Annotated in this window: 21 protein-coding genes; 14 read left to right on the forward strand and 7 right to left on the reverse strand. The window is 73.0% G+C overall.

Features of this window, described 5'->3' with window-relative positions; translation table 11 throughout:
- The first annotated feature begins 10 nt into the window (after window positions 1–10).
- Window positions 11–2,872, forward strand: coding sequence for a DEAD/DEAH box helicase (locus PWG71_RS19680; RefSeq protein ID WP_274811367.1), 2,862 nt, complete (start codon window positions 11–13; stop codon window positions 2,870–2,872).
- A gap of 42 nt (window positions 2,873–2,914) precedes the next feature.
- Here the strand turns inward: PWG71_RS19680 and PWG71_RS19685 are convergent, their stop codons facing one another.
- Complete coding sequence (locus tag PWG71_RS19685; protein WP_274811368.1) at window positions 2,915–3,976, reverse strand: LacI family DNA-binding transcriptional regulator; 1,062 nt, start codon at window positions 3,974–3,976, stop codon at window positions 2,915–2,917.
- Between the two features lie 463 nt (window positions 3,977–4,439).
- On the opposite strand from PWG71_RS19685, the gene PWG71_RS19690 reads away from it, so the two are divergent.
- The 8 genes from PWG71_RS19690 (at window position 4,440) to PWG71_RS19725 (ending at window position 11,920) form a co-directional block, all read left to right on the forward strand.
- On the forward strand, window positions 4,440–5,489 hold the full coding sequence (locus PWG71_RS19690) for a sugar ABC transporter substrate-binding protein (RefSeq protein WP_274811369.1): 1,050 nt from the start codon (window positions 4,440–4,442) through the stop codon (window positions 5,487–5,489).
- Between the two features lie 39 nt (window positions 5,490–5,528).
- A complete protein-coding gene (locus tag PWG71_RS19695) occupies window positions 5,529–6,563 on the forward strand; it encodes an ABC transporter permease (protein WP_274811370.1) in 1,035 nt (344 codons plus the stop codon).
- Window positions 6,560–7,420, forward strand: coding sequence for an ATP-binding cassette domain-containing protein (locus PWG71_RS19700; RefSeq protein WP_274811371.1), 861 nt, complete (start codon window positions 6,560–6,562; stop codon window positions 7,418–7,420). The genes PWG71_RS19695 and PWG71_RS19700 overlap by 4 nt, the downstream gene beginning before the upstream one ends.
- Window positions 7,414–8,388 carry a carbohydrate kinase family protein gene (locus PWG71_RS19705; protein WP_274811372.1) on the forward strand — a complete coding sequence of 325 codons (975 nt, stop codon included), beginning with the start codon at window positions 7,414–7,416 and terminating at the stop codon, window positions 8,386–8,388. The genes PWG71_RS19700 and PWG71_RS19705 overlap by 7 nt, the downstream gene beginning before the upstream one ends.
- Window positions 8,389–8,557: 169 nt before the next feature.
- Window positions 8,558–8,965 carry an aspartate 1-decarboxylase gene (gene panD / locus PWG71_RS19710; protein ID WP_274811374.1) on the forward strand — a complete coding sequence of 136 codons (408 nt, stop codon included), beginning with the start codon at window positions 8,558–8,560 and terminating at the stop codon, window positions 8,963–8,965.
- Between the two features lie 134 nt (window positions 8,966–9,099).
- Window positions 9,100–9,345, forward strand: coding sequence for a hypothetical protein (locus tag PWG71_RS19715; protein WP_274811375.1), 246 nt, complete (start codon window positions 9,100–9,102; stop codon window positions 9,343–9,345).
- A gap of 91 nt (window positions 9,346–9,436) precedes the next feature.
- Window positions 9,437–10,708: an MFS transporter gene (locus PWG71_RS19720; protein ID WP_274811376.1), complete on the forward strand. Its 1,272-nt coding sequence runs from the start codon at window positions 9,437–9,439 to the stop codon at window positions 10,706–10,708.
- A gap of 132 nt (window positions 10,709–10,840) precedes the next feature.
- Entirely contained in the window at window positions 10,841–11,920 is a 1,080-nt protein-coding gene (locus PWG71_RS19725) for a DUF4352 domain-containing protein (protein ID WP_342455993.1), read from the forward strand.
- Between the two features lie 69 nt (window positions 11,921–11,989).
- On the opposite strand, the gene PWG71_RS19730 is transcribed toward PWG71_RS19725, so the two are convergent.
- Window positions 11,990–12,850: a (2Fe-2S)-binding protein gene (locus tag PWG71_RS19730; protein WP_274811377.1), complete on the reverse strand. Its 861-nt coding sequence runs from the start codon at window positions 12,848–12,850 to the stop codon at window positions 11,990–11,992.
- A 249-nt stretch (window positions 12,851–13,099) separates the two neighbouring features.
- On the reverse strand, window positions 13,100–13,840 hold the full coding sequence (locus tag PWG71_RS19735) for a DUF2306 domain-containing protein (RefSeq protein ID WP_274811379.1): 741 nt from the start codon (window positions 13,838–13,840) through the stop codon (window positions 13,100–13,102).
- Between the two features lie 742 nt (window positions 13,841–14,582).
- Here PWG71_RS19735 and PWG71_RS19740 point away from each other — a divergent pair.
- The gene (locus tag PWG71_RS19740) at window positions 14,583–15,395 is read left to right on the forward strand and encodes a TetR/AcrR family transcriptional regulator (RefSeq protein WP_274811381.1); all 813 of its coding nucleotides are present in this window, start codon (window positions 14,583–14,585) and stop codon (window positions 15,393–15,395) included.
- Between the two features lie 127 nt (window positions 15,396–15,522).
- Here PWG71_RS19740 and PWG71_RS19745 read toward each other — a convergent pair whose 3' ends face one another.
- The 3 genes from PWG71_RS19745 to PWG71_RS19755 form a co-directional block, all read right to left on the reverse strand.
- Window positions 15,523–16,725, reverse strand: a complete 1,203-nt coding sequence (locus PWG71_RS19745) for a cupin domain-containing protein (protein ID WP_274811382.1) — start codon at window positions 16,723–16,725, stop codon at window positions 15,523–15,525.
- 210 nt (window positions 16,726–16,935) lie between these two features.
- On the reverse strand, window positions 16,936–19,065 hold the full coding sequence (locus PWG71_RS19750) for a prolyl oligopeptidase family serine peptidase (RefSeq protein ID WP_274811383.1): 2,130 nt from the start codon (window positions 19,063–19,065) through the stop codon (window positions 16,936–16,938).
- Window positions 19,066–19,525: 460 nt separating this feature from the next.
- Complete coding sequence (locus PWG71_RS19755; RefSeq protein ID WP_274811413.1) at window positions 19,526–20,743, reverse strand: ABC transporter ATP-binding protein; 1,218 nt, start codon at window positions 20,741–20,743, stop codon at window positions 19,526–19,528.
- A 562-nt stretch (window positions 20,744–21,305) separates the two neighbouring features.
- Here PWG71_RS19755 and lnt point away from each other — a divergent pair.
- The 4 genes from lnt (at window position 21,306) to PWG71_RS19775 (ending at window position 24,770) form a co-directional block, all read left to right on the forward strand.
- Entirely contained in the window at window positions 21,306–22,988 is a 1,683-nt protein-coding gene (gene lnt / locus PWG71_RS19760; RefSeq protein ID WP_446725058.1) for an apolipoprotein N-acyltransferase, read from the forward strand.
- 93 nt (window positions 22,989–23,081) lie between these two features.
- Entirely contained in the window at window positions 23,082–23,612 is a 531-nt protein-coding gene (locus PWG71_RS19765) for an FxsA family protein (protein ID WP_274811385.1), read from the forward strand.
- Between the two features lie 207 nt (window positions 23,613–23,819).
- Window positions 23,820–24,143: a nuclear transport factor 2 family protein gene (locus tag PWG71_RS19770; protein WP_274811386.1), complete on the forward strand. Its 324-nt coding sequence runs from the start codon at window positions 23,820–23,822 to the stop codon at window positions 24,141–24,143.
- 78 nt (window positions 24,144–24,221) lie between these two features.
- Complete coding sequence (locus PWG71_RS19775; protein ID WP_274811387.1) at window positions 24,222–24,770, forward strand: suppressor of fused domain protein; 549 nt, start codon at window positions 24,222–24,224, stop codon at window positions 24,768–24,770.
- A gap of 466 nt (window positions 24,771–25,236) precedes the next feature.
- Here PWG71_RS19775 and PWG71_RS19780 read toward each other — a convergent pair whose 3' ends face one another.
- Entirely contained in the window at window positions 25,237–25,713 is a 477-nt protein-coding gene (locus tag PWG71_RS19780; RefSeq protein WP_274811388.1) for a nucleoside deaminase, read from the reverse strand.
- Window positions 25,714–25,727 lie beyond the last annotated feature (14 nt).

Genomic DNA, 25,727 nt, shown 5'->3' on the forward strand with positions numbered 1-25,727 from the left:
CTGGAGGCATATGAGTAGTCACGCTGAGCGGTACGCCGCCTTCCGTCGGCGCCAGGGCGCCTCCAGCCCCGCCATCGAGGCCTTCCAGGGGCTGTACGGGTTCGAGTTCGACCCTTTCCAGATCCGTTCCTGCAAGGCCCTGGAGAACGGCCACGGGGTGTTGGTGGCCGCGCCCACCGGGTCGGGCAAGACGGTGGTCGGCGAGTTCGCCGTCCACCTCGCCCTGGCCGAGGGCACCAAGTGCTTCTACACCACGCCCATCAAGGCGCTGTCCAACCAGAAGTACAACGACCTGGTCGCCCGCTACGGCGCCGACCGGGTCGGTCTGCTGACCGGTGACAACAGCGTCAACGGTGAGGCCCCGGTGGTCGTCATGACCACCGAGGTGCTGCGCAACATGCTCTACGAGGGCTCGGCGACCCTCGGCGGGCTCGCCTACGTGGTGATGGACGAGGTGCACTACCTCGCCGACCGGTTCCGCGGCGCGGTCTGGGAGGAGGTGATCATCCACCTGCCCGAGTCGGTGCGCATGGTCGCCCTCTCGGCCACGGTGTCCAACGCCGAGGAGTTCGGCGAGTGGTTGCAGCAGGTGCGCGGCGACACCACCGTCATCGTCGACGAGAAGCGCCCGGTACCGCTGTGGCAGCACGTCATGGTGGGCGACCGCGTCCACGACCTGTTCGTCGACCTCCAGGAGAACACCGAGGAGACCGCGGGGGAAACGGCCGAGGGCGACGCGGAGTCGGCCACGGGGCGCAGGGGCGGCAAGAAGCGCAGGCGCGACCGCCGCCAGGGATGGAAACCCCGCGAGATCCAGGTGGGCGGCCACACGCTGCGGATCAACCCGCGCCTGTCGCGCATCGCCGAGGAGGACTCCCGCGTCACCCAGCTCGCCCATCGGCGCCGGCACCCGCAGTCGCGGGCGCGCGGGCCGATGCGCCCGCGCAGTCGGTTCGCGCCGCCCTCGCGCCCCACCATCATCGAGGAACTCGACGATCTGGGGCTGCTGCCCGCCATCACCTTCATCTTCAGCCGGGCCGGGTGCGACGACGCCGTCCGCCAGTGCCTGTCCTCGGGTCTGGTCCTGACCAGCCCCGAGGAGGCCGGGATCATCCGCGAGTACGCCGAGACCCGCTGCGCCGACATCCCCGGCGCCGACCTGGCGGTCCTCGGGTTCGACCAGTGGCTGCGCGCCCTGGAGTGCGGGATCGCCTCCCACCACGCCGGGATGCTGCCGACGTTCAAGGAGATCGTCGAGCACCTCTTCTCCCGCGGACTGATCCGCGCGGTGTTCGCCACCGAGACCCTGGCGCTGGGCATCAACATGCCCGCCCGCACCGTGGTCATCGAGAAGATCGACAAGTGGAACGGCGAGGCCCACGTCCAGCTCACCCCCGGTGAGTACACGCAGCTCACCGGCCGCGCCGGACGACGCGGCATCGACGTGGAGGGGCACGCGGTCGTCGTCTGGCAGGCCGGGAGCGACCCCGAGACCATCGCGGGCCTGGCGGGCACCCGCACCTACCCGCTCAACTCCAGCTTCCAGCCGTCCTACAACATGGCCGTCAACCTGGTGGGCCAGGTGGGGCGGCGGCGCAGCCGCACCATGTTGGAGGAGTCCTTCGCCCAGTTCCAGGCCGACCGCGCGGTGGTGGGGCTGGTCAAGCAGCTCCGCAAGCACGAGGAGGCGCTGGAGGGCTACGCGAAGTCCGCCGAGTGCCACCTGGGCGACTTCATGGAGTACGCCCGGTTGCGGCGGGACCTGAGCGACCACGAGTCGATGCTGTCCAAGACCCGGTCCGTGCGACGGCGCGAGGAGGCGCTGGAGAGCCTGGAGAAGCTCAAGCCCGGCGACATCATCCGCATCCCCTCGGGGCGGCACACCGGCCACGCCGTCGTCCTGGACCCGGGGCTGCGCCACGACCTGCCCGCGCCGCTGGTGCTCACCGTGGACAAGCAGGTCAAGCGGATCAACGCCGGCGACTTCACGATCCCGGTGCGCCCGTCCGGGCGGATGCGCATCCCCAAGTCGTTCTCGTCCAAGTCACCGCGTTCGCGCCAGGACCTGGCCTCGACACTGCGCAATAAACTTGAGGAACAGGGCACCGAACCCGTCCACGAGCGGGGCTCGCGCGGCGGGGGAGAGGACGCCGAGACGCTCCGCATGCGCGCGGCCCTGCGCGAACACCCCTGCCACGGGTGCGCCGACCGGGAGGACCACGCCCGCTGGGCCGAGCGGTACCACCGACTCCAGCGCGAGACCGACTCCCTGCGACGCCGGGTGGAGGGGCGCTCCCACGTCATCTCCCGTACCTTCGACCGGGTGTGCGGTGTGCTGGACGACCTGGGGTACCTGGACGGCGACGACGTCTCCGACGGCGGCGCACGCCTGGCCAAGGTGTACTCGGAGCTGGACCTGCTGGTCGCCGAGTGCCTGCGGCGGGGGCTGTGGAAGGACCTCACCCCGGTGGAACTGGCGTCCTGCGCGGCGTCCCTGGTGTACGAGGCGCGCCGCAACGAGGAGGCCTACCCGCGCCTGCCCGGGGGGCGGGTGGACGACACCCTGGCCGAGATGGTGCGGCTGTGGGGCGAGCTCAACGAGGTGGAGGCCCGCCACCGGGTGTCGTTCCTGCGCCGCCCCGACCTGGGGTTCGTGTGGACGGCCCATCGGTGGGCGCGCGGCGACCGGCTCGACGCCATCCTGCGCCAGGCCGACATGCCCGCGGGCGACTTCGTGCGCACCGCCAAGATGCTGGTCGACATGCTCGGCCAGATCGCCGGCGCCACCGCCGACGAGAAGGTCCGCTCCACCGCCCGTAAGGCCTCCGACCTGGTCCGCCGCGGCGTGGTCGCCTACTCCTCGCTCACCTGATCCCCGTTCGGGACGGCGCCGCGCGCGCCGTCCCGCGCTGGTTCAGCGCGGCGGGATCTCGCCGGATCCGCGGACGATCAGGGTGGTGGGCACCCGTTCCTCGCGGGGCGGGGAGGTGTCGCCCGCGATGCGCTCGAACAGGCGGCGCACCGCCAGCGCGCCGATCCGCATCACGTCCTGGGCGACCACCGTCACCCGGGGCATCAGCAGGTCGGCCATCGGGAAGTCGTCGAACCCCACCACCGCGATCTCCCGGTGGAGCCCCCGCTCCTGGAGGGTCTGGATGGCGCCGATCGTCACCAGGTTCTGCGCGGTGAACAGGGCCGTCGGCGGGTCCGCCGAATCCAGCATCCGCGCCACCGCGCGCGCCGCGCTCTCCGGGTCGGGCAGGTCCCACACCACGCGGCCCGGCCGTTCGGGCAGGCCCCGTTCGGCGAGGGCCGCCCGGTAGCCCGCCAGACGTTCCGTCGCCGTGCTGATCAGGTGCTCGTCGCCCAGGAACGCGATCTCGGTGTGGCCGTGGTCGGCCAGGTGCAGCACCGCCTCCCGCGCCCCCTCGGCGTTGGTGGCCAGCACCGCGTCGGCGGCCAGGCCGCGCGGCGGCCGGTCGGCGAACACCACCGGGGTCCCGTTGCGGATCTCCCGGTGCAGATACCCGTGGTCCCGGCCGGCCGGGACCAGCAGGATCCCGTCCACCCGGTGCAGGGTGGCCGCGCGCACCAGCTCCATCTCCCGCCGCGGGTCCTCGTCGAGGCTGCCCGCGAACACCAGGGTGCCGTGTTCGCGGGCCACGTCCTCCACGGCCCGGCTCAACGTGGCCGAGAACGGGTTGGCGACGTTCTCCAACAGCAGGGCGATCTGGCGGGTCGCCCCGTCGGTGCGGCGCAGACTGCTCGCCGCCAGGTTGGGCTGGAAGTCCAGCTGGACGATCGCGCGGGTGACGCGGTCGCGCAGTTCGTCGGAGACCGAGGGCACACCGTTGATGACGCGCGAGACGGTCTTGATGCTCACCCCGGACAGGGCGGCGACGTCGCGCATGGTGGCCCGGCGCGGCTGCTCGGACGCGGCACGGGGGACGTCGCTGTGGTTCACCGACACTGGCATCTTCTCTCCGACGATGTGACCGACCCGGGCGCGCACGCCCGGGGCGGTCTCATTGTGCCCCACCGTTCGGGGACACCGGGCGGACGGTCCGTCCTTCCCGGTCCCGGGGGTGCGGCGCCGTACGGAGCCCCCGGCCGGTGGCGGTGCCGGGCGGCGCGGCGGTCACCGCCGGGGCGGTGGGCGCCGCAGGGACGGCGCGCGGAGGTCGGGGCATGGGGGTCTCCGATCTCGCCCGGTGCGCCGGTGGGATGACACCGAGCGGTGGTGTGGCTCACCCTGCCCCTCTGAGTCAACGTTGTCAACGAGTGTCCGGAAGTCTTTTCGGCCTTCTGAACCGAAGTGATAAGGGGTATTGACACGATGTCGTCCTCTCCCGGAAACTTTCGGGACATCGTTGTCTCAGGTGACCGCGATCACGTTCCACCCCCTTGGCGCCGCGCCGGCGCCGTACGAGGAGATCCCCATGAACCACGCACCCCGGATCCGCCGGGCCCTGGCCGTCACCGCCGGACTCGGCCTGACGCTCTCCCTCGCCGCCTGCGCCGAGGAGCGCGCCGAGGACGGAGGGGTCCTGGTCGGCCTCATCACCAAGACCGAGACCAACCCCTTCTTCGTCAAGATGCGCGAGGGCGCCCAGGCCGCCGCCGAGGAGCACGGCGTGACCCTCCAGACCTACGCCGGGGACTACGACGGCGACAACGAGGGACAGGTCCAGGCCGTCGAGAACCTCATGGCCGCCGGGGCCGCGGGCATCCTCATCACCCCCAACGACTCCGCCGCCATCGTCCCGGTCCTGGAGCAGGCGCGCGCCTCCGGGATCATGGTCATCGCCCTGGACACCCCCGTCGACCCCGCCGACGCGGTGGACGCCACCTTCGCCACCGACAACTTCCTCGCCGGTGAACTCATCGGCCGGTGGGCGGCGGCCCACTTCGAGGAGTTGGACGAGGAACCGCGCGTGGCCATGCTCGACCTCAACCCCAACCAGATCGCCGTCGACGTCGCCCGCGACCAGGGCTTCCTCCAGGGTCTGGGCGTGGACATCGCCGACCCGGGGGTGATCGGCGACGAGGACGACCCGCGCGTCGTGGGCCACGAGGTCACCGAGGGCGCCGAGGAGGGCGGCCGCACCGCCATGGAGAACCTCCTCCAGCGCGACCCCGACCTCAACCTCGTCTACACCATCAACGAACCCGCCGCCGCGGGCGCCTACGAGGCGCTCAAGGCCGCCGGCGTGGAGGAGGACGTCGTCATCGTCTCGGTCGACGGCGGCTGCCCCGGCGTGCGCAACGTCGGCGACGGCGTCATCGGCGCCACCTCCATGCAGTTCCCGCTCGACATGGCCGCCCTGGGCGTGCGGGCCGTGGCCGCCCACGCCGCCGACGGCACGGTCCCCGAGGCGAGCGAGGGCCTGGACTTCATCGACACCGGCGTCGAACTCATCACCGATCTGCCCAAGGACGGCCTGGAGTCGCGGGACGGCGCCTGGGGCCTGGACCACTGCTGGGGCTGACGCCCGCCGAGACCGCCCCGATCACGAAGGAAGACCCCCGTGACCACCTCGCCGCCCGCCCCCGCCTCACCGCCGCCGGTCATCGACGACGTGCGCCCGCCCGGCCCCCTCGACCACCTCCAGCGCGTACTGCACTCCCAGGCCACACTGGGCCCGGCCGTCGTCCTGCTCGTGGCCGTCGCCGTGTTCGCCGTGATCAGCCCCAACTTCCTGGGCCCGACCAACATCTCCCTGATCCTGCAACAGACGGCCGTCATCGGCACCCTGGCCCTCGGCCAGACCCTCATCATCCTCACCGCCGGCATCGACCTGTCGGTCGGATCGATCATGGTCCTGTGCTCGATCGTCATGGGCCGGCTCTCCGCCGACCTGGGTCTGCCCGGACCGCTCGCGCTGCTCGCGGGCCTGGTGTGCGGCACCGCCTGCGGCCTGTTCAACGGGCTGCTGGTGACCCGGGTCAAACTGCCCCCGTTCATCGTCACCCTGGGCTCGCTCAACATCTTCTTCGCGCTCAACCTGTGGATCTCGCGCAGCGAGACGATCCGGGGCGTCGACATGTCCGACGTCCTGTTGTGGACCGGCCGGGTCCTGGTCATCGGCGGTGCCCGCATCACCTACGGCTCGCTGCTCATGCTCGCGGTGCTCGGCGTGCTCGTCTACGCGCTGCACGCCACCCGGTGGGGCCGCCACGTGTACGCCACCGGCGACGACCGGGAGGCGGCCCGGCTGTCGGGCATCCGCACCGACCGGGTCCTGCTCAGCGTGTACGCGGTCGCCGGTCTCGTCTACGCGGTCGGCGCGTGGATCCTCATCGGCCGCATCGCCTCGGCCAGCCCGCAGGCCGGGATGATGGACAACCTCGACAGCATCACCGCCGTCGTCCTGGGCGGCACCAGCCTGTTCGGCGGGCGCGGGATGATCGTCGGCACGATCATGGGCGCGCTCATCGTCGGCGTGTGCCGCAACGGGCTGTCCCTGGCCGGGGTGGACGTGCTCTGGCAGAACTTCGCGGTGGGCGTCCTGGTGATCCTCGCCGTGTCCCTCGACCAGTGGATCAGGAAGGCCCGGCGATGAACCCGACCACACCCGTGGAGGACACCGTGTCCGATCAGAGCCCTCACGCCCTCTCCGACCGGGAGCCCGTCCTCCAGGCCCGGGGCCTGGTCAAACGCTACGGCCGGGTGACCGCACTGGCCGGTGCCGACCTGGAGCTGTACCCGGGGGAGATCCTCGCGGTCATCGGGGACAACGGCGCCGGCAAGTCCAGCCTCATCAAGGCGCTGTCCGGCGCGCTGACCCCCGACGAGGGCGAGATCCTCCTGGACGGGCTCCCGGTGCGGCTGCGCACCCCGATCGCGGCCCGGGACGCGGGCATCGAGACCGTCCACCAGAGCCTGGCCGTCTCGCCGTCCCTGGACATCGCCACCAACCTGTTCCTGGGCCGGGAACCGCTCAGGCCCGGTCTCCTCGGTTCGGTGTTCCGGATGCTGGACCGGCCCCGGATGCGCGCCGAGGCCGCCCGGCACCTGGACGCCTTGGGCATCATGACCATCCAGAACCCCGGTCAGGCGGTGGAGACGCTCTCCGGCGGCCAGCGCCAGGCGGTGGCGGTGGCCCGGGCCGCCGCGTTCGGCGACAAGGTCGTCATCATGGACGAGCCCACCGCCGCGCTGGGCGTGCGCGAGTCACGGGCGGTGCTCGACCTCATCCTGCGGGTCCGCGACAACGGGTTGCCCGTCATCCTCATCAGCCACAACATGCCGCACGTCTTCGAGATCGCCGATCGGGTCCACGTCCAGCGGCTGGGCCGGCGCGTCGCGGTCCTGGACCCGCGGGCCTGCTCCATGACCGACGCGGTGGCGGTGATGACCGGGGCGCTGGACCCGGTCGAACTGCCCGAGGAGGCGCACGCCCCCGGAGCGGTGTGGTGATCGTCGTCTGCGGTGAGGCGCTGGTCGACCTCGTCCCCCGCCGGGGCATGGGCACGGGGGAGCTGTCGCGGGCGGTGCCCGGAGGCGGGCCCGCCAACACGGCCGTCGCCCTGGCCGGTCTGGGGGTGGACACCGCGCTGCTGTGCCGGCTGTCCGGGGACGCGTTCGGCCGCGCGATCCGGGCCCACCTGACCGAACACGGCGTCGACCTGCGCCTGGCGGTGACCGCCCGGGAGCCGTCCACCCTGGCGGTGGTGTCCCTGGATCCGTGGGGCTCCGCCGAGTACGGGTTCTACCTCCGGGACACCGCCGACTGGTCGTGGGGGCCGGGTGAGGTGCCCGAACCGCCCGAGGGCACCGAGGCGATCCACGTCGGGTCCCCGGCCGCGGTGATCGAACCCGGGGCCGGGCACCTGCTCGACCGGGTCCGCGCCCACCGGGGGCGGGCGGTGGTCTGCTTCGACGTCAACGCCCGCCCCGCCGTCGGTCTGACCCGTGAGGAGGTCGCGCGGCACGCCGCGGTCTGGGCCGACACGGCGCACATCGTCAAGGCCGGTGACGAGGACCTGGCCTGGCTGGAACCGGACGCCGACCCCCTGGACACGGCACGAGCGTGGACGGACCGTCACGGACTGGACCTCATGCTCCTCACCCGGGGTGCCGAGGGGGCGGTGGCGCTGTCGGCGCACCGGACGGAGGAGATCGTCGTCCCCGGCGTCCGGGTGGAGGTGCGCGACACCGTGGGCGCCGGTGACGCCTTCGGCGCCGCCGTCCTGGCGCGTCTGGGTGAACTCGGGCGGTTGGGCGACCCGGCCGGACTCGTCGACCTCGACCCGGAACGGGTCCGCGACGTCCTGGGATTCGCGGTCGCCGCCGCGGCCCTGGCCTGCACCACCGAGGGGGCGCTCGCACCCACCCGTGAACGGGTGCGCGGGTTCATGGACCTGCTCCGGCCGGTCGGGGGGTGAGGGAACGGGGACGAGAGGACGGGGGAGGGGCCGCACCGCCCCGGGCATCGAGGGCGAACGCCACCCCGGTGGTCGGAACCGGTCGTCGAGGAGGCCATCATGGGAGGAGCACGGGACCTCCGGTTCGGAGGCCTGTAGTTCGTCGGACACCTGAAACGAGGACCGAGCAGTGCTGCGCACCCTCATCAACGGCAAGATCCACCGCGCGACCGTCACCCAGGCCGACCTGCACTACGTCGGCTCGGTCACCATCGACGCCGATCTCATGGACGCCGCCGACATCGTCGACGGCGAGCAGGTCCACATCGTCGACATCGACAACGGCGCCCGCCTGGTGACCTACGCGATCACCGGCGAGCGCGGCAGCGGCGTCATCGGCATCAACGGCGCGGCCGCCCGCCTGGTCAGCCCCGGTGACCTGGTCATCATCATCTCCTACGCGCAGATGACCGAGGCCGAGCGCGCCGAGCACGTCCCCCACATCGTGCACGTGGACCGGGAGAACAGGGTCGTGGCGCTGGGCGGCGACCCGGCCGAGCCGATCCCCGGCGACCCGGAGCTGGTCCCCGGCCGCTGAACGCACTCCGTCGAACGCCCGTGCGGGCCCTCCGCACGGGCGTTCGCGCGTTCCGCAAGAGGGTGAAACGCCCTACCGCATGGCCGATTCCGGACTGATCGGCCCTGTCGGGTCCGGGTACACCCTGGACCGGAATGGACGACACGAGGGACGCCGAGCAGCGTCGGATCGCCGAGCACGTCGAGTGGCAGAAGCAGGGCGCCTGGGTCGTGCTCTGGGGCGTCCACACCCGCGTCTACTGGGCGTTCGCCTGCTGGCCGGTGATCCCCGAGGAGGGCGTCGTCATCAGCGCCCGCGACCCCGACGAGCTCTACTCGGGGATGCGCCAGGTCGAGCGCGAGCACGGTTACCTGCGCTGGCGGCATCGCCGACGCCGGTGACGACCGTTATCGTGGGGTTCGCGACATGGCGGACGAAGTTCGCACGGGGTTACGATTCTTCCGTTCATCGGACGAATCGAGAGAAGGCCGCGTGCCCACGCACACCGTCCCCGGCGCCCTGCCCGAGCAGACGCGACGGCGCCTCCAACGCCGCACCGTCGCGGTGCTCATGCTCACCCAGACCGTCGGGGGCGTCGGGATGGGCGCCATGCTCGCGGTGGGCGCGCTCATCGCCCTGGACCTCACCGGTTCCGACACCTGGTCCGGGATGGCCACGACCATGATCACCCTGGGCGCCGCCGTGTTCGCGTTGCCCCTGGCCTCACTGGCGGCCCGCCGGGGCCGCCGCCCCGGGCTGGGAGTGGGCTGGACGATGGGCGCGGTCGGCGGCACCGTCGTCATCGCGGCCACCCTCTGGGGGCTGTTCCCGCTGTTCCTCCTGGGCATGATCCTCATCGGCGCGGGGACCGCCACCAACCTCCAGGCCCGCCACGCCGCGGCCGACCTGGCCTCGGACCGCAGCCGGGGCCGCGACCTGTCCATCGTCGTGTGGGCGACCACCGTCGGTTCGGTGCTGGGCCCCAACCTCATCGCCCCCGGCGGGCGCGTCGCCGCCCTGGTGGGGCTGCCCCCGATCCTGGGGCCGGTGCTGTTCACCACCGTCGGGTTCGTCCTGGGCGCCCTGCTGACGTTCGCCCTGTTGCGCCCCGACCCGCTGCTCACCGCGACGCGCGCCGCGGCGTCCACCGCCGGACCGGACGAGGGGACGCCGGTGAGGCTCTCCGTGGGCGCCGTGCTCGGGATCGTCGCCGCCTCGCCCGGGGCGCTCCTGGCCGTCGTCGGCATCGTCGCCGGGCACACCGTCATGGTCGCCGTCATGACGATGACCCCCGTGCACATGTCCCACCACGGCGCCGCCCTGACCGTGATCGGCCTGACCATCTCCCTGCACATCGCCGGCATGTACGCGCTGTCCCCGGTGGTGGGCTGGCTGAGCGACCGACTGGGCCGGGTCCCCGTCCTGGTCGCCGGGCAGGTCGTGCTGCTGGTGGCGACGGCCGTGGCGGGCACCGCCGGACACGACGAGGGCCGGGTGACCGTCGGCCTGATCCTGCTGGGGTTGGGCTGGTCGTTCAGCCTGGTGGCGGGGACGGCTTTGCTGGCCGGGTCGTTGGCGCCGGCGGTGCGTCCCCGCGTCCAGGGGGTGAGCGACCTGCTCATGAACCTGGGCGGGGCCGTGGCGGGCGGTCTGTCCGGGGTGGTCCTGTCCCAGGCGGGCTTCGGCGGGCTCAACCTGTTCGCCGCCCTGTTCACCGTGCCGGTGTTCGTGCTGGCCCTGCGCGCGGTCCGCGCGGGCCGGTGAAAAACATCCGGACCTTTACCGGAAACGCCCCCTCGGCTTCCCCGCCGCCCCCCGCCACCACGGTTACCGTGCAGTTCTGAGGCGCCCACCGGCCTCGGTGGGCCGACGCCGCTGACTGAGGGGTGTTCTCACGTGACCGATCGGGAACCCGAGGAAGGGCCGGAGGGGCGACGGCAGGAGCCGCCGCGGGATCCGGTGAACCACCATCCCCCCGAGGAGTGGCGACCCGGTGACCCCGAGGACCCGATGGGCGGCGGCCCGTGGCCACCGGGCGAACCCCCGCACACCTTCCCCTCCCACGACGCGCCCGCGGGGGCGCGCCCGGGAGCGCCGGAGGAGGGCGGTCACCTGCCGCCTCCGCCCGGTCCCCAGTGGGTGCCGCCGCCCTTGGGGGGACCCGGTCCGGGGTCGGCCGGTGCCACCTCCGCCACCGGGCCGAACGCGCCGTCGGGCCCGCCGCCCGGCGGCCGCCCGCCGGGCGGGCATCCCACCGGAGGCCCTCCCGAACCCCTGGGAGGGGAACTGTCGGAGGGGCCCAACGGTCCGGGCCAGGCGGGGTACGAGCACGCCGGATACGCCCCCGGATACGGGGAGTCGGACGTCCCCGGCGCGGGCGCGGGGAGCTACCCGCAGGGGCCGCCGCCCGGCGGCCCCTACCGGCAGCCTCCCGGATACCCGTCGCAGGGCGGTTACGCCCCACCGGAGCGGCCGGCCAGGCCGTGGGGCAAGATCATCGGCATCGGCTGCGGTGTGCTGTTGCTCCTGTTGCTGGTCGGCGGCGGGTGCACCGCGATCGGACTGGTCATGGCGCAGAGCGGGCCGCCGACGATGGGCGGCTCCGGACCGGAGGAACCGGTGTCGCCCTCGATGGAGGAGGACGGGATCGTCGCGGAACTGACCGCGGACCGCACCGACTTCGAGCCGGGGCCGTTCTACCTGGCGGGGGACTACACCAGCGTCGAGGTGTCGGTGACCAATGTCGGCGACGACTCGCTCGACGTCAACCCGCTGTACTTCAGCGTCATCGACGTCTCCGGGATCCCGCACGACACCGCCGAGGCGATCGGGATGGACGGGCGCGAACTGGACGCGGTCACCCTCGTCCCCGGGCAGAGCACCTCCGGGGTGGTCACCGTCGAGGGACGGGTGGACGCCGACCGCGTCGTGTTCGAACCGTTCTACAGCGAGGCGGTCGAGGTCCCGGTGACCTGAGCGGACGCGGACGCGCGACGGGGCCGGCGCCCGCGGGCGCCGGCCCCGTCGCGCGTCCGGGGGTGCGGGTCAGGGGGCGAGCGCCGGATCGCGCAGCCACTCCGACAGGCTCTCCTTGCGCTCGGTGTCGCACTTGAGCGGGCACGTGGTGCAGTACCCGTGCTCGGGGTCGCCCTTGTAGTCGAAGCAGCAGGTGCCCCGCACCGCCCAGGTGCCCTGGGGATGTCCGGGCGCGAAGGGGAACAGGCGCGGGCGCTTGCGGGTGACGGCGCCGGCCTCGATCACGGCGTCGGCCAGCCGACCGGCCAGGTCCCAGGCCGCCTCGGCGTCCCGGGCCAGGTAGCGGGCCGGGTTGAGCATGTAGAAGTGCAGGGTGTCGAGCACCCACCCCCACAGGGTGCGCTTGCCCGCCCGCGAGTGCTCGTGCAGGGCGTCGATGAGCGGTTCGAAGGTCGCGAACAGCGCTTCGGCGGTCAGCCGGATCTGCTCGTCGAGGTCGCGGACGACCACGGTGTCGGGGTGGTCGGCGGCCGGGTCGTCGGGCAGGACGGCCAGCCGGGTGTCGACCGAGACCGGGGTGGCGAACCGGGCGGAGGCGGTGTCCCAGGGCAGGTACAGGGCGTCGGCGTCGAGCAGGGGCGCCCGGCCGGTCAGGTACAGCGACGCCGACACCATGAAGATCGGTTCGCGCAGGGTGACCCGCAGGAAGTTGGTGGCGGCGGGCAGCCGGTGGCCGGGCCCGTGCTCGGTGCGGAGCTTGTCGAACAGGACGGGCACCCAGCCCTCGGCGGCGATCGCGCCGACCGGGAGCCACTGCACGGTGCCCGCCGGGCGCGCGTGGAGTTCCCCGAAGGTGAGCAGCTCGGGCAGGGGGGAGAAACGCAGGGGCGCGCAGACGTCGCGGAGAGCCTCACGTGGATCAGGAGTCACCGTGTGCACCTCCCCTTCGTCGCAGCGGAACCGTCATGTCCGGGGTTCGGTCGCAGCCCACCACCGGTGGAACGGGTACGTCTGCGCCTCGTTAAGTGAGGCTACCCTAACGATCGGTGTCTCCGCAATGATCCCCGCACGTGATGAGGATCCTTCCCGGGAACGGGAAGGCACAGGTCGGGGGCGACCGGAGGTTCCGTTCGCGTTCGTCCGGGAATCTTCGTGCCGGGGTCGGGGGCACGGTCCGGCTCAGGAGGGGGCCGGTCGGCGACGCCCGCGCGGCCCACGGTACTTGATCCACCACTCGACGAACAGCAACGGCACGACCCACGACAGGAAACTCGACGCCGGGGCGATCGCCAGGGTGATCGCCGCCTCGGTGTTCGGGATGGCCCCCGTCCGCGCCTGGAGGATCGCCAGGGGGAGCAGCAGGAGGATGACGACCCGGTTGAACGCGATGCCGTAGATGAGGGCGAAGCTGCGCAGCATCCACTCGCGGTGGTCGGCGAACCGCCTGCGGCGCGCCATGACGTAGCCCAGGAGGGTGAAGGTCGACCACAGCACCGCCCAGAGGGTGTTGCTGACCTGGGTGCCGAGACCGGTGCTGCTGAACGGCGCGATGAGCAGCGCCGGGACCCCGACCAGGGGGATCCCCGCCAGTACGTAGATCCGGCCGCTCCAGCGGTGCACGACCGGGTGCCGCGAGCGCAGCCACGGCCACACCTGGAGGATCACCAGCACGGTCAGCAGGGTGCCGCCGAAGATGTGGACGAGCATCACCGGGAAGTACCAGGCGGGGGTCTCCGGGATGGGCAGCCGGGCGTCGGCGGGGTCCAGGCTCGCGTAGGGCGGGACCGAGTAGAGCAGGAAGGTGACGCTGAACAGGGCCAGCGGCGCGATCCACGGCCGTCGCCACCAGCGGACGGGTTCGAGGGGCGGGCGAGGGCGGGGCCTCGGCTCGGCGGTGTCGGTCGACACGGGGGGTGCCATGGTCTCTCCGTGAGTCGTCGGGCGGCCCGAGAGGGCCGGGTACGGCTGATGGTCTCCCGCCCCGAGCGGCCCGGGAGCGGGGGCCGACCGAGCCCCCGGTCGGGGATCTCGACTCTTCGGGGACGGGCGCGTGCCCCTCGGCCCCCGTGCGTCGGGGTCTTCGAGGCCGGGCGGGCCTGTCGGCGGTCTCGTGCCGGGCGGGCGCGGGAACGAGGGTGCGCTCACCCGACGGGGGTGGTGCGCGGGCGCCTTTCGCGCGGGGGAGGACGCACCACCCGTCGGGGGCGGCGATTCCCGTGCGCGTTCGCGGGCGGCGCGCGGGGACGGACCGTGCCGGCGGGAGAACACCACGAGGTTCCGGCGGTTCGTCGACCGTGGCGTACCGCCCGGTCGGGCCGATCACGGAGCGCACCCGGTCGGCCTGCTCCACCACGTCGAACCCGGCGACCTCGGCGCGTCCGGCGCCGGGGCGCGGGAGGGCGGCCGGGGCGCGGAGGACGGTGGTCTCGCCGGCACCGTCGGGTCCCGACGGCCCGAGCACGGTGCCCGCGGGCACCTCCGGATCGAGACCGGCCCGCACGGCGGTGCCACCGGGGTCCTTGCGCGGGCCCTCGGCCCGAACGGCGAGGAATTCCCGTGCCATGGCGTGTACCTCTCAAACTGTTTATGGCGCATACTCACTTGTGTAAGTAATACACGGTTCTAGGATGGTGTCAACGACGAATCCGACGACTGGTGACCCATGACGACCGAGGACGAGACCAAGAGCCGGATGGTCCGGGACGTGGAACTGCTCTGGGGACTGGACTCCCCACCCGCCCGTCGCGGTCCCAAACCCAAACTGAGCCGTGAGGCGGTGGTCCACAAGGCGATCGAGATCGCCGACGCCGAAGGGATCGAGGCCGTCTCCATGCAACGGGTGGCCAAGGAGCTCGGCTACACCACGATGTCCCTGTACCGGCACGTGGACAGCAAGGAGGACATGCTCGTCCTCATGCTCGACACCGCCATGGACGGGGTGCCCCCCGGGCCGCGCGAGGACGGCGACTGGCGTGCCGGACTGGAGGAGTGGTGCCACGGCGCCGGGCGGATGTACCGCGCCCACCCCTGGTCGGTTCTGGTCTCCCTGTCCGGACCGCCCAGCGGCCCCAACGGCCTGCGCTGGATGGAGGCGGGCCTGCGCGAGCTGGTCGCCTCGGGCCTGGACGTCGGCGAGGCCCTTCAGATGCTCATGCTGCTCTCGGCCGTGCTGCGCGAGACGATACGCATCGAGGCGGACATGCTCCGCGCCGCGCAGGCCACCGGCGGCACCGTGTTCGAGATCGAACGCGACTACGGCCATGGTCTGCGCCGGGTCGTCACCGCCGAGGCCTTCCCCACCATCGCGCGCATGCTGGAGGAGTCCGTCCTGGAGGAGGAACCCGGACCCGGGACCCCCGACCGGCCGGGCGGCCCCGCCGAGGAACTCGACTTCGGCATCCGCCGGGTCCTCGACGGCATCGAGGCCCACGTCCGCGCCAAGGACGCCGCCGGCGGGCCGGGAGAGGCCGGGTGACACGACGGCTCCGCACCCCTGACGGGCGCGACGCCGCCGAGGGGACGGTGGCCGTCGGAGGGGTGCTAGGGCGTGTTCCGCGGATACTCACCCTGCCGCGCGTCGGGCGGCATCCACGGAACACGCCCTAGCGGATCAGGACCAGGTGATGGCGGGCCAGGACCGCGGCGATCTCGGCGGTCCGCTCGGGGTCCGCGCCGGTCGCGTCGGCCAGTTCGGCGACCGTCGGCGTCCGCCGTTCGGCCAGCGCCTCCAACGCGTCCCCCACCTCCGCGGGGAACCGGTAACGACGGCCCGCCACCGACACCGCGACCCTGTCGCCCTCACGGGTCATCGGCGGCGGCAGGATCGGCACGAACTCCAACCGCGCGTCCAGGGGCGGCACCCCCTCCTCCATGGGCCAGGGCAGCGCGAACGACGTGCGTCGGGGGAAGCGCGCGTCCCGCTCGGCCAGGAAGACGTCCAGGTCCGCCGCCTCGACCAACTCCGCCAGCCGCGCCGCCAACTCCCGCCGGTGCTTGCGGCGCACGTCCGGGTCGGCGAACCGGGGCAGGTCCCGCCGGAACGCCTCCTCCTCGAACAAACGCCGCACCAGCGACTCGGCCCAGTCCACCCCCGTCGCCCGGGTGAACCCGAACGTCAGGTGCAGGCTCACCTCACCGGTACCGGTCACCGTGTGCCACCACCCACGGGGCACGTGCAGCACCTGACCGGGCCGCAGCACGCCCTCCCAGAGCACGTGGAGCTCCCCGTCGGGGTCACGCGGCGGCGTGTGGTCGTGGTCCACGTCGTTCTTCATCGGGTGGGGGCGCGAACCGGGACCGTGCACCCGCCAGTGCTTGCTCCCCTCCACCTGGACGATCACCGTGTCGTGGTCGTCCCAATGGGTGTCGAAACCCCGCGAATCCCCCCAGATCAGGTACATGTTGGCCTGCACGCGCTCGCGCACCAGCCGCATCAGGTCGTCGGCGGCCGCCGCCACCGGCGGGTGCATCCGGTCCAACCCGTCCAGCACCAGGCTCGCGCCGGCGCGCAACTCCCGGTACAGCGCCTCGGGGCGCACCACCCGGCGGGTCACCCGCGAGGCGGTTCCCACCTCGGTGTACCGCTCCACCGGGACCGGCGACCCGTCCTTGTGCAGCCGCAACCGGGGCGGCTCGGGCGCGCACGACGCCAACAGGGCGTTGAGGTCGTCGAACGTCACCAGGGAGCGCACCGCCTCCGCCCCCAGGTCGGCGAACACGAACTCCTCCGACAACCGCGCGGTCAAGGCCTCCCGGCCCACGACGTCGCACAGGTCCTCGGTGAACAGGTGGCCGGGGTCGGACACGTGGGTCCCGCCTTTCGCGCGCGTGGGGCCCGCCCGGCCCGGACGGTGCCGGGCCGGGCGGGCGTGGGGATCAGATGAAGTCGGAACTGGAGTCGGTACCGTCGCTGTCTCCGCCCGCGGTGATGTCACGGGAGGTCACCTCGGTCGGCTCCTCGACCTCGACCTCGATGGGGTCCATGCGCCGCACCTCTCTTTCTGTGTGCCGTTTCCTCAGGACCAGGACCGTCCCCGCGCCGGTCGGCGCGGTGCCAGTCCCGTTCGGTGGGCCGCGAACGCGTGCGCGTCCGCGGCCAGTCCCACCGCGCGGCCGACCGAACGGGGGCCGTGCCCCACGTCGCGTTCGTAGCGCAGCAGGGCCGGTGGCCGCCCCTCCTCGGCCCGCGCCGCCGCCAGCAGCGCCGCGCACATCTTGCGCGGGTGGGCGGCGTCGGTACGGGTGTCCCCGTCGAACCCGGTGAGCAGCACGCTCGGGAACCGCGGCCCCGGCGTGCGCACCGCGCTCTCCAACACCCGGTGGTAGGGGGAGTAGGACATCAGGGCGGCGAAGTCGTCGGGATCGGCGACGGTGCCGAACTCGCGGGTCCACATGCGACCCAGCCCCAGACGTTCGAACCGGGCCATGTCCGCCAACGGCGCCGACGCGATGACCGCCTCGCACAGGTCGGGGCGGGCCGCCGCCGCGGCCAGCACCAGCAGACCTCCGGCCGAACCCCCCGACAGGCACAACCCCGACCGGACGCACAGGTCCGTCGCGACCAGGGCGTCGGCCGCGGCGATCAGATCCTCCACGGCGCGCGGTTTGCGGCGCCCCGCGCCGGCCAGGTGCCACTCGCGCCCGGCGTCGCCGCCGCCGCGCACGTGCGCCACCGCGTAGCGGCCACCGGAGGCCAACCAGGCCAGGACGGTCGCGCTGAACCCGAACCGGCGCGGGCGGCCGAACCCGCCGTAGGCGTGCAACAGGGTGGGGACCGGCGTGTCCGAGGCGGTGCCGTGCGCGGTGAGGACGGTGACGGGGACCCGGGTGCCGTCGGCCGACCGGCACCACAGCACGGTGCGCTCCACCTCGGGCGCCTCCGGCGGCGCGGCGCCCCCCGGGGGCCAGGGCAGCGGGCGCGCCGAACCCGGGGCCAGGCACAGGATCCGCTGCTGGGCGGTGACGTCGGCGTACCCCAGGTGCACCGTTCCGTCGGGGGCCGCGACCGGCCCGCTCACCATGCCCTCGCCGGGCAGGTCGAGATCGCGCAGCGGCGCCCCGGTGCGGGCGTCGTGCACGGTGGCGGTGTCGATCCCCAGCCGGGTGCGCACGACCAGCAGTTCGGGCGCGTCGGCGGTCCCGCAGGGGGTGAAGGCGTCCAGGGTCGCCCCGGCCTCCTGCGGAACGACCTCGCGCCAGCCCGCCGGCCCGGGATCGGCGGGGTCCACGGCGCAGATCCGCCGCCAGGGGGCGTCCACGGTGGTGCGCAGGTACAGGAGCCCGTCGGGGCCCAGGGCCGCCTCGGTCTCGGCCTCCACGTCCACCTGGACCGGGCGGAAGACGGGCCGTTCGAGCGGGCCCTCGCCCAGGTCGGCCAACCACAGGTCGGTGCGGTGCCCGGTGCCGTGGCTCTCGGTGAACAACAGGAGCCGACCCCCGAGGACGCGCACGCCCGGCACGGTACCGGGACCGGAGCAGGCGCGGACGAACGTCTCCGTGCCGTCGGCCACCCGGCGCAGCCACACCCCGCGGGAGCCGTCCCCGTCGTCACGTCGCACGTAGTAGAACGCGGGCGGCCCCTGGGGGGCCCACGCCACATGGGAGTACCTGACCCCGCGCACCTCGGGGCCGACCGGGCGGCCGTCACCGACGCGCAGCACCCGCAGCACACCCCGTTCCACCCCGCCGGTGGAGCTCTGCACGGCGACCAGGCGCCCGTCGGGGTCGGGCTCCCAGGCGTCCAGGGTGGTCCGTCCGCTCGGGTCGGCCGCCACCGGGTCGTGGACGACCCGGGCCCGGTCGGCGCGCACCCCGTCGGCGGCGGGGGAGTCGAAGGCCACCAGACGCGGGTGCTCGGCCCCGGCGGGGCGGACGGTGGCCATGACCAGACCCGGTCGGTGCACCGGCGTCGACCACAGGTCGGTGGCGACGTACCCGCGGATGCGCTCGGCCAGCCGGTCGCGCAGCGGCCACGTGGCGGCCTCGCGGGCGTGATCGTGGGCCCGTTCCTCCAACCACCGAAGGGTCTCGGGGGAGTCGGCGGACTCCAACCAGCGGTAGGGGTCGGGTACGGGACGGCCGTGCAGGGTGTCCACGACCGATGAGGATTCGTGGACGAGGGCGACTCCGGGGGCTCGGTTGCGCACCTTCACATGGTTCGGCCCACCGTGTCGGACGGTCAAGAAAGAACCATCTCACCGCTGATCCACACGGACCTTACCCTCAGGTGAGACCCGCAGGCCGTCGCGGTCGTCCCGCGCGGAGCCGGTCGGAGAAGCCGCCCGTCCCGGGATTCGGTCGCACCCTTTCCGGTCGCCGCTCCACCCCCGTCGCCGCCGAAGGCCGGCTCGCGGCCCACGACCCCGCCCCGTGCGGTGCCCGGGCGAACGGGGACCGGGGACCCGGGGCCACCGCGTCGACGTTCCCGCCCCGGCCTCGGACGTCCCCTCCTCCGGCCTTCCGGGCACCCCCACGGAAGAGGCGGCGCCCCGCGGGAGCGGGACGCCGCCGGGGAGAGGGAGCGTCAGGCGGTGGGGTCCGGCCGGAAACGCTGGGAATCCGGTCGGGCACCGCCTCGGGAGTCGACGCTCCCGGCAACGACCGGGATCAGGAGTTGTCGGGGTGGCCGATGGCCAGACCGCTCACCTGGTCGAAGAAGTGAAGCTGGCTGACGTCCACCGCCAGGCTGATCCGGTTGCCCGGCCGGACCTGGCTGCGCGGGCTCACCCGCGCGGTGAACAGCGACCGCCCCGCGCCCAGCGGCATCCCGGCCTCGCTGTCGGGGTCGTCGCCCGCGGCGTCCTTGGCCAGGGCGGTGGCGTCCTCGTGGCGCACCGGCGGGGCGTCCACCGTGAAGATGACGTTGATCTCGGTGCCCAGTTCCTCGGTGACGCCCGCGGTCACCTCGATGCGCGGGTCGCCGTTGCCGTCGAGATCGGCGTCGCTGAAGTCCGAGGGGCGGATGCCCAGGATGATGTCGCGGCCCAGGTACTCGCGCAGGCCCGAGCGGGAGTCCAGGACCGAGGCGGGCACCGGCAGGCTGTGGTCGGCGAACTTCAGCACGGCGCCCTGGCCGTCGGCCGACAGGGAGGCGTCCACGAAGTTCATGGCGGGGGAGCCGATGAACCCGGCGACGAACAGGTTGACGGGGGCGTCGAACAGGCGCTTGGGGGTGTCGACCTGCTGGAGGCGGCCGTCGCGCAGCACCGCGACCCGGTCGCCCAGGGTCATGGCCTCGATCTGGTCGTGGGTGACGTAGACGGTGGTGACGCCCAGACGCTCGTGCAGCTGGTTGAGGGAGGCGCGCATCTGGACGCGCAGCTTGGCGTCCAGGTTCGACAGCGGCTCGTCCATGAGGAAGGCCTGCGGCTCGCGGACGATGGCGCGGCCCATGGCCACACGCTGGCGCTGGCCACCGGACAGGGCGCCCGGCTTGCGCTTGAGGTAGGGCTCCAGACCCAGCATCTCGGCCGCCTCCTGGACGCGGCGGGCGATCTCGGGCTTGGCGACCTTGCGCAGCTTCAGGCCGAAGGCGAGGTTCTGCTCGACGGTCATGTGCGGGTAGAGCGCGTAGTTCTGGAAGACCATCGCGATGTCGCGGTCCTTCGGCGGGCGGTCGTTGACGATCTCGTCGCCGATGACCAGGGTGCCCGCCGAGATCTCCTCCAGGCCGGCGATCATGCGCAGCGCGGTCGACTTGCCGCACCCGGACGGGCCGACGAGCACCATGAACTCGCCGTCCTCGATCCGCAGGTTCAGGTCGTCGACGGCCTTGACGCCGCCTCCGTAGATCTTGTCAACGCCCTCGAGGACGATCTCCGCCATGCTGTGCTCCGCTGCGTCGATTCGGGGGGTGACGGGGATCTCGTGGCCGCAGATCCGGGTCACCCGCACCGGTTCGCTCTGAAGTTGATCGAACCGGCTTGCTTTTCTGATCATATGAGACAGGAAGTTGATCGAAAAGTCTAGAGTCGAACCCACGTCGATCTGATTGCGGTCAGACTGAAACCCGAGGTGCTCGGCTGGCGTGGCGGCCCCAGGTGCGTTAGCCTGTCCGACGGTTCACCACTTCCTTCCCACCGGACACTCGACGAGGCCGTCACGACACGGCGGCCGGGTTGAGGCATCCGGTTGAGGAGTCTGGGTAACCTAACGACCAGTCCAGCACTGGACGGACCGGTTGTGCGTCCCCCACTCGTCCGATCGGACGCTGCATCACGCGCCAGGTGCAGCCGGGATCGGGTGAAGGGCGGAGTACCGCGACCGGGCGGGGGGTTGGACCCGGAAAAGGCCCGAACATCCAGTAGACAACGGTCTTCCGAGCTCGCCGCCGACGGGACGGAGCCGGTCCGAAGGGTGATTCGGGCCTTTTCCGCGTCCCCCCAATATGCTGACCGCATCCTCTCAACGCCTGCGGAAAGCGAGACCCCACGTGGTCACCGAACACACGGAACGGGGAGGCGCCGGTCCCACCGCGTCCGGAGCGCCACAGGCGCCCGTGGCCGCCCGGGACGACGTCCTGCCCCTCGGTCGCCGCTGGGGCCGCCTCGACCTCCTGTGGCGCGTTCTGGCCGCCGCGGGTTCCGGTCTGGCCCAACTTCTCGCCCTGCCCCCCTACGGGCTGTGGTGGCTGGGCCCGCTGAGCGCCGCCCTCCTCGTCTTCGCCGTCGCCGGCACCCGCGTGCGCCGTGCCGCCTGGCTCGGCGCCCTGGCCGGGGCCTCCCTCATGGTCCCCCTCGTGCACTGGCAGGACGTGTTCGGCGTCGACGTCTGGCTGCTCATCTCCGCGGCCGAGACCGTCTACTTCGTGCCCATGGCCATGGGCATCGCCCTGGCCGCGCGCCTGCCCGGATGGCCGGTGTGGACCGCCGCGCTGTGGGTCGCCCAGGAGGCCGTGCGCGCCCGCTGGCCGCTCGGCGGCTTCCCCTGGGGCAAACTCGCCTTCGCCCAGCCCGACACGCCCTTCGCCGGGTACGCCGCCCTCGGCTCCTCCGCCCTCGTGACCTTCACCGTGGCCCTGGCCGGCGGGCTGCTGCTGTGGGCCGCCCTGCGCCTCGCATCGCGCGGCCCGCGCCCCGGCGCGCCCACCGCGGCCCTCGCGCTGGCCGCCTCCGCCGCCGTGGTGGCCTGTGGGACCCTGGCCCCGGGCCTGGGGCGCCCGGCCCAGGGGGAGACCGTCACCCTCGGCATGGTGCAGGGCAACGTGCCCAACGTCGGCGAGATGTCCGTCGCCGGCGAACGCATGCAGGTCCTGAACAACCACGCCCGAGGGGTGCACGACCTCGCCGCCCTCGCCCGCGACGAGGGGACCGCGCTCGACCTGATCGTGCTGCCCGAGAACGCCAGCGACATCGACCCGTTCCGCGACCCCGTCGCCCGCGAGACCATCGACGCCGCCGCGGCCGACGCCGGCGTGCCCCTCCTGTGGGGCATGAGTCGCTTCAACGACGACGGCAGCCGCTACGTGTCCAGCGTGGTGTGGGACCCCGAGACCGGGCCGGGCGAGATGTACGACAAACGCTTCCTGGTGCCCTTCGGCGAGTACATCCCCTACCGCGACTTCTTCACCCGGTTCGTGCGGCGCCTCGAACAGGTGAGCTCCGACGCCGTCCCCGGCACCGAACCCGGAGCCCTGGAGATCGGCGGCACCACCCTGGCCGTGGGCATCTGCTTCGACGTGGCGTTCGACGCCCCGGTGCGCGAATCGGTGGCCGCCGGCGGCGGGATCATCGTCATCCCCACCAACAACGCCAACTACAACTTCACCGGCCAGTCCGACCAGCAACTCGCCATCACCCGGCTGCGCGCCGTCGAACACGGCCGCCCGGCCGTGGTCGTCTCCACCAGCGGCATCAGCGCCGTCGTGAACCCCGACGGCACCGTCGCGTACCGGTCCCCCGAGGCCGAGGCGGACGTCCACATCGCCGAGCTGACCGCCACCGCCGGACCCACCGTCGCCACCCGACTCGGCGCGGCTCCGGAGGCCTTCCTGGGCGCCCTGGGACTGGCGGCCGTCGTGGCGTCGGTGATCCTCTCCCGGCGGGCCCGCCGGGCGTCCGCCCACGGATGAACGACCCCCCTCGGGGAACCCTGGAGGACACCGGGGCGTTCTTCCCGATGAGGGGGGCCCGCACCGGCCCGTACGACCCGAGGAAGGTTCCACATGCCGCTTCTGACAGTGCTCGCGCTCATGGCGCTGCCCTTCGTGGAAGTGTGGCTGATGATCGTGGTCGGCGGGTGGATCGGCGTCCCGTGGACGCTGGCGGTCCTGGTCTCCCTGCTGGTGCTGGGCGTGGCGGTGCTGCGCCGGGCGGGGACCCGGGCCTTCCGCGACGCCGACGAGGCGCTGCGCTCCGGCCAACAGCCGCGCGGTGGCCTGCTGGACCCGCTCATGCTCATGGCCGGCGGCGTCCTGCTGATCGTCCCGGGCTTCCTCAGCGCCGTGGTGGGCCTGCTCCTGGTCCTTCCCTTCACCCGACCGGTCCTGCGCTGGGCCTTCGCCGGCTGGGCGCAGCGCCGGATGCGGCGCATGCAGGAACGGATGGAAGGCGAGTTCCTCGCCCAGGGCGGGCGCGTCCCCGGCCAGGGACCCGCGGGGGCGTCCGCCCCCGCCGACGGGCCCGGGCCCGCGCCCACCTCGCGCGGCCGGGTCATCCAGGGCCGGTTCGAGCCGGTCCGGGACGACGAGGACTGACGACCCTCCCCTCCCGGTCCGCCGGGAACGACGGGGCCCGCCGAGCGTCCGTCCCTCGGCGGGCCCCGGCACGTCCGCGATCGAAGTGATCGGAAACGATCGAAAGCCGCGCGTGGGTGTTGACCCGACCTTGACCCGCGGTGGCCCCGGATCCGGACGCGGGGATGCGAGGATCGCGGACGACGACCGCACCCCAGGAGGCCGCACGTGAGCACACGGATCCCCGAACCGGTGGCGACGTTCTTCGACCGGGTCAACGCCCACGACGAGGCCGCACTGGACGCCTTCGCCGCCGACGCGGTGGTGGACGACTGGGGACGCGAGTTCCTGGGGCGTGAGGAGATCGCGACCTGGAGCGCCACGGAGTTCATCGGCTCCCGGGGCGTGCTGACCGTGGAATCGGTCGAAGAGACCCCGGACGGCGTCCGGGTCGCGGGGGACTGGCGATCGAACCACGCCAACGGCCCCAGCGCGTTCACCTTCGCCGTCGACGGCGACGCCATCACCCGCATGACCATCCGCGAGGGCTGAGCGGGGGCCGGTGTGACAAGGGGCGTCCGGAGCGGTAGAACGGCACCGGTCCGAAGACGCGCGAGGGCGGGAGCACCGGTGGAAGAACAGGCGGGGACGGCGACCCTGGAGGAGCACCTTCGCGGGTTCTGGCCGGGACGGGAACCGGAACCCGTCACCTGGACGGATGGCCCCGTCCTGGAACGGCTTCCGGACTTCGTCACCTACCGGATCGCCCAGCGCGCCCCGGACCGCGGGTGGAACTACGCCACCGTGGGCGCCTCCGCGCACGGCGGAACGGAGTTCGTCCTCATGGCGCCCTTCGAGACCGACGACCACGCCGAGACCCTCGCCATGGTCGCCCACTTCAACTCCTTCGAGGAGCACCGGGTCGACGTCGGCTCGGTCCTGCACCTCGGCCGCCCCTGGACGGGCACCTCCCGCATGGAACACCTGCTGGTCAGCCCGCCCTACCCGTACGGTCCCCTGCTGGAACAGGCCCCCGGCGGCGTCCGCTACCTGTGGCTGCTGCCCGTCCACGCGAGTGAGGCCGAGGTGATCCTCACCGAGGGTCCGGAGGTCTTCGAGGAGCTCCTGGAGGCCGAGGGCATCGACATCCTCGCCATCGACCGCCCACCCGTCGTCTGACCCACGACCCCCGACCGGCCCCGCGGACCCCGGGGCACGGTCACGGGGATCTTCTCCGGTCGCCCCTCGGACGCGTTCCAAAAGAACGAGGACGAATCCGTGAACCACTCCCGGGGGAGGACCCGTCGGACCGGAGCGCTGCTCGGGGAGCGGGTCGAGGAGTCCCCGGCCCGGGGGAGGTCGGACACGCCCTCGCCCCGGGGCGGGCCGTCCACGATCGGCGCACGGGGCTCGGCCTGTCCCGGTCCGAACCGGCCCGCCGCGCCGACACGAACCGGCCCGGCCCGGCCCCAGGTCTCCGACATCGAGGGCGGCGACTCCGTCCCGACGATCCCCCCGCCCACCCGCCCACCCGGTCGCCCCGGGCGCTGGACGCGTCGCCGACGATCGACCTGGACGGCGACGTGTCCACCCTCCGCTCCACCCCGCACGAGAGCCGGGCGGGCGCTCCGCCGCAGGAGAGGGCTCAGACGCGGCCGTGGGCACGGGCCTGGAGGGCGCGCACGGCTTCGGCCGGCTCCGGGACCGGGCCCTCCACCGGCACGTCCGGGACGATGTCGTTGATCGGCAGCGACCGCACCGGGCCGGGCGGCACGCCCCACGCGCGCAGCCACTCGGTGAGCTGCGCCGAGGAACTCGCGTACACGATCCGCCCCAGCCCGGCCCACCCGTGCGCCGCCGCGCACATGGGGCAGTGCTCGCCGGAGGTGTACACCGTCGCCGCCGCCCGCTCCTCCGGCGGCAGGTGGGCGGACGCCCACCGCGCGATCGCCAACTCCGGATGCCGGGTCCCGTCGCCGTCGGAGACGCGGTTGTGGTCCTCGAACAGCACCTCGCCGCCCGCCGTCACCAACACCGAACCGAACGGCTCGTCACCCGCCTCCAACGCCTCGGCGGCCAGTTCCACCGCCCGGCGCAGGTACCTCAGATCGTTCTCGTCCACCGTGTCCTCCTTCG

Source organism: Nocardiopsis sp. N85, assembly GCF_028882275.1.
Taxonomy (GTDB): Bacteria; Actinomycetota; Actinomycetes; order Streptosporangiales; family Streptosporangiaceae; genus Nocardiopsis; species Nocardiopsis lambiniae.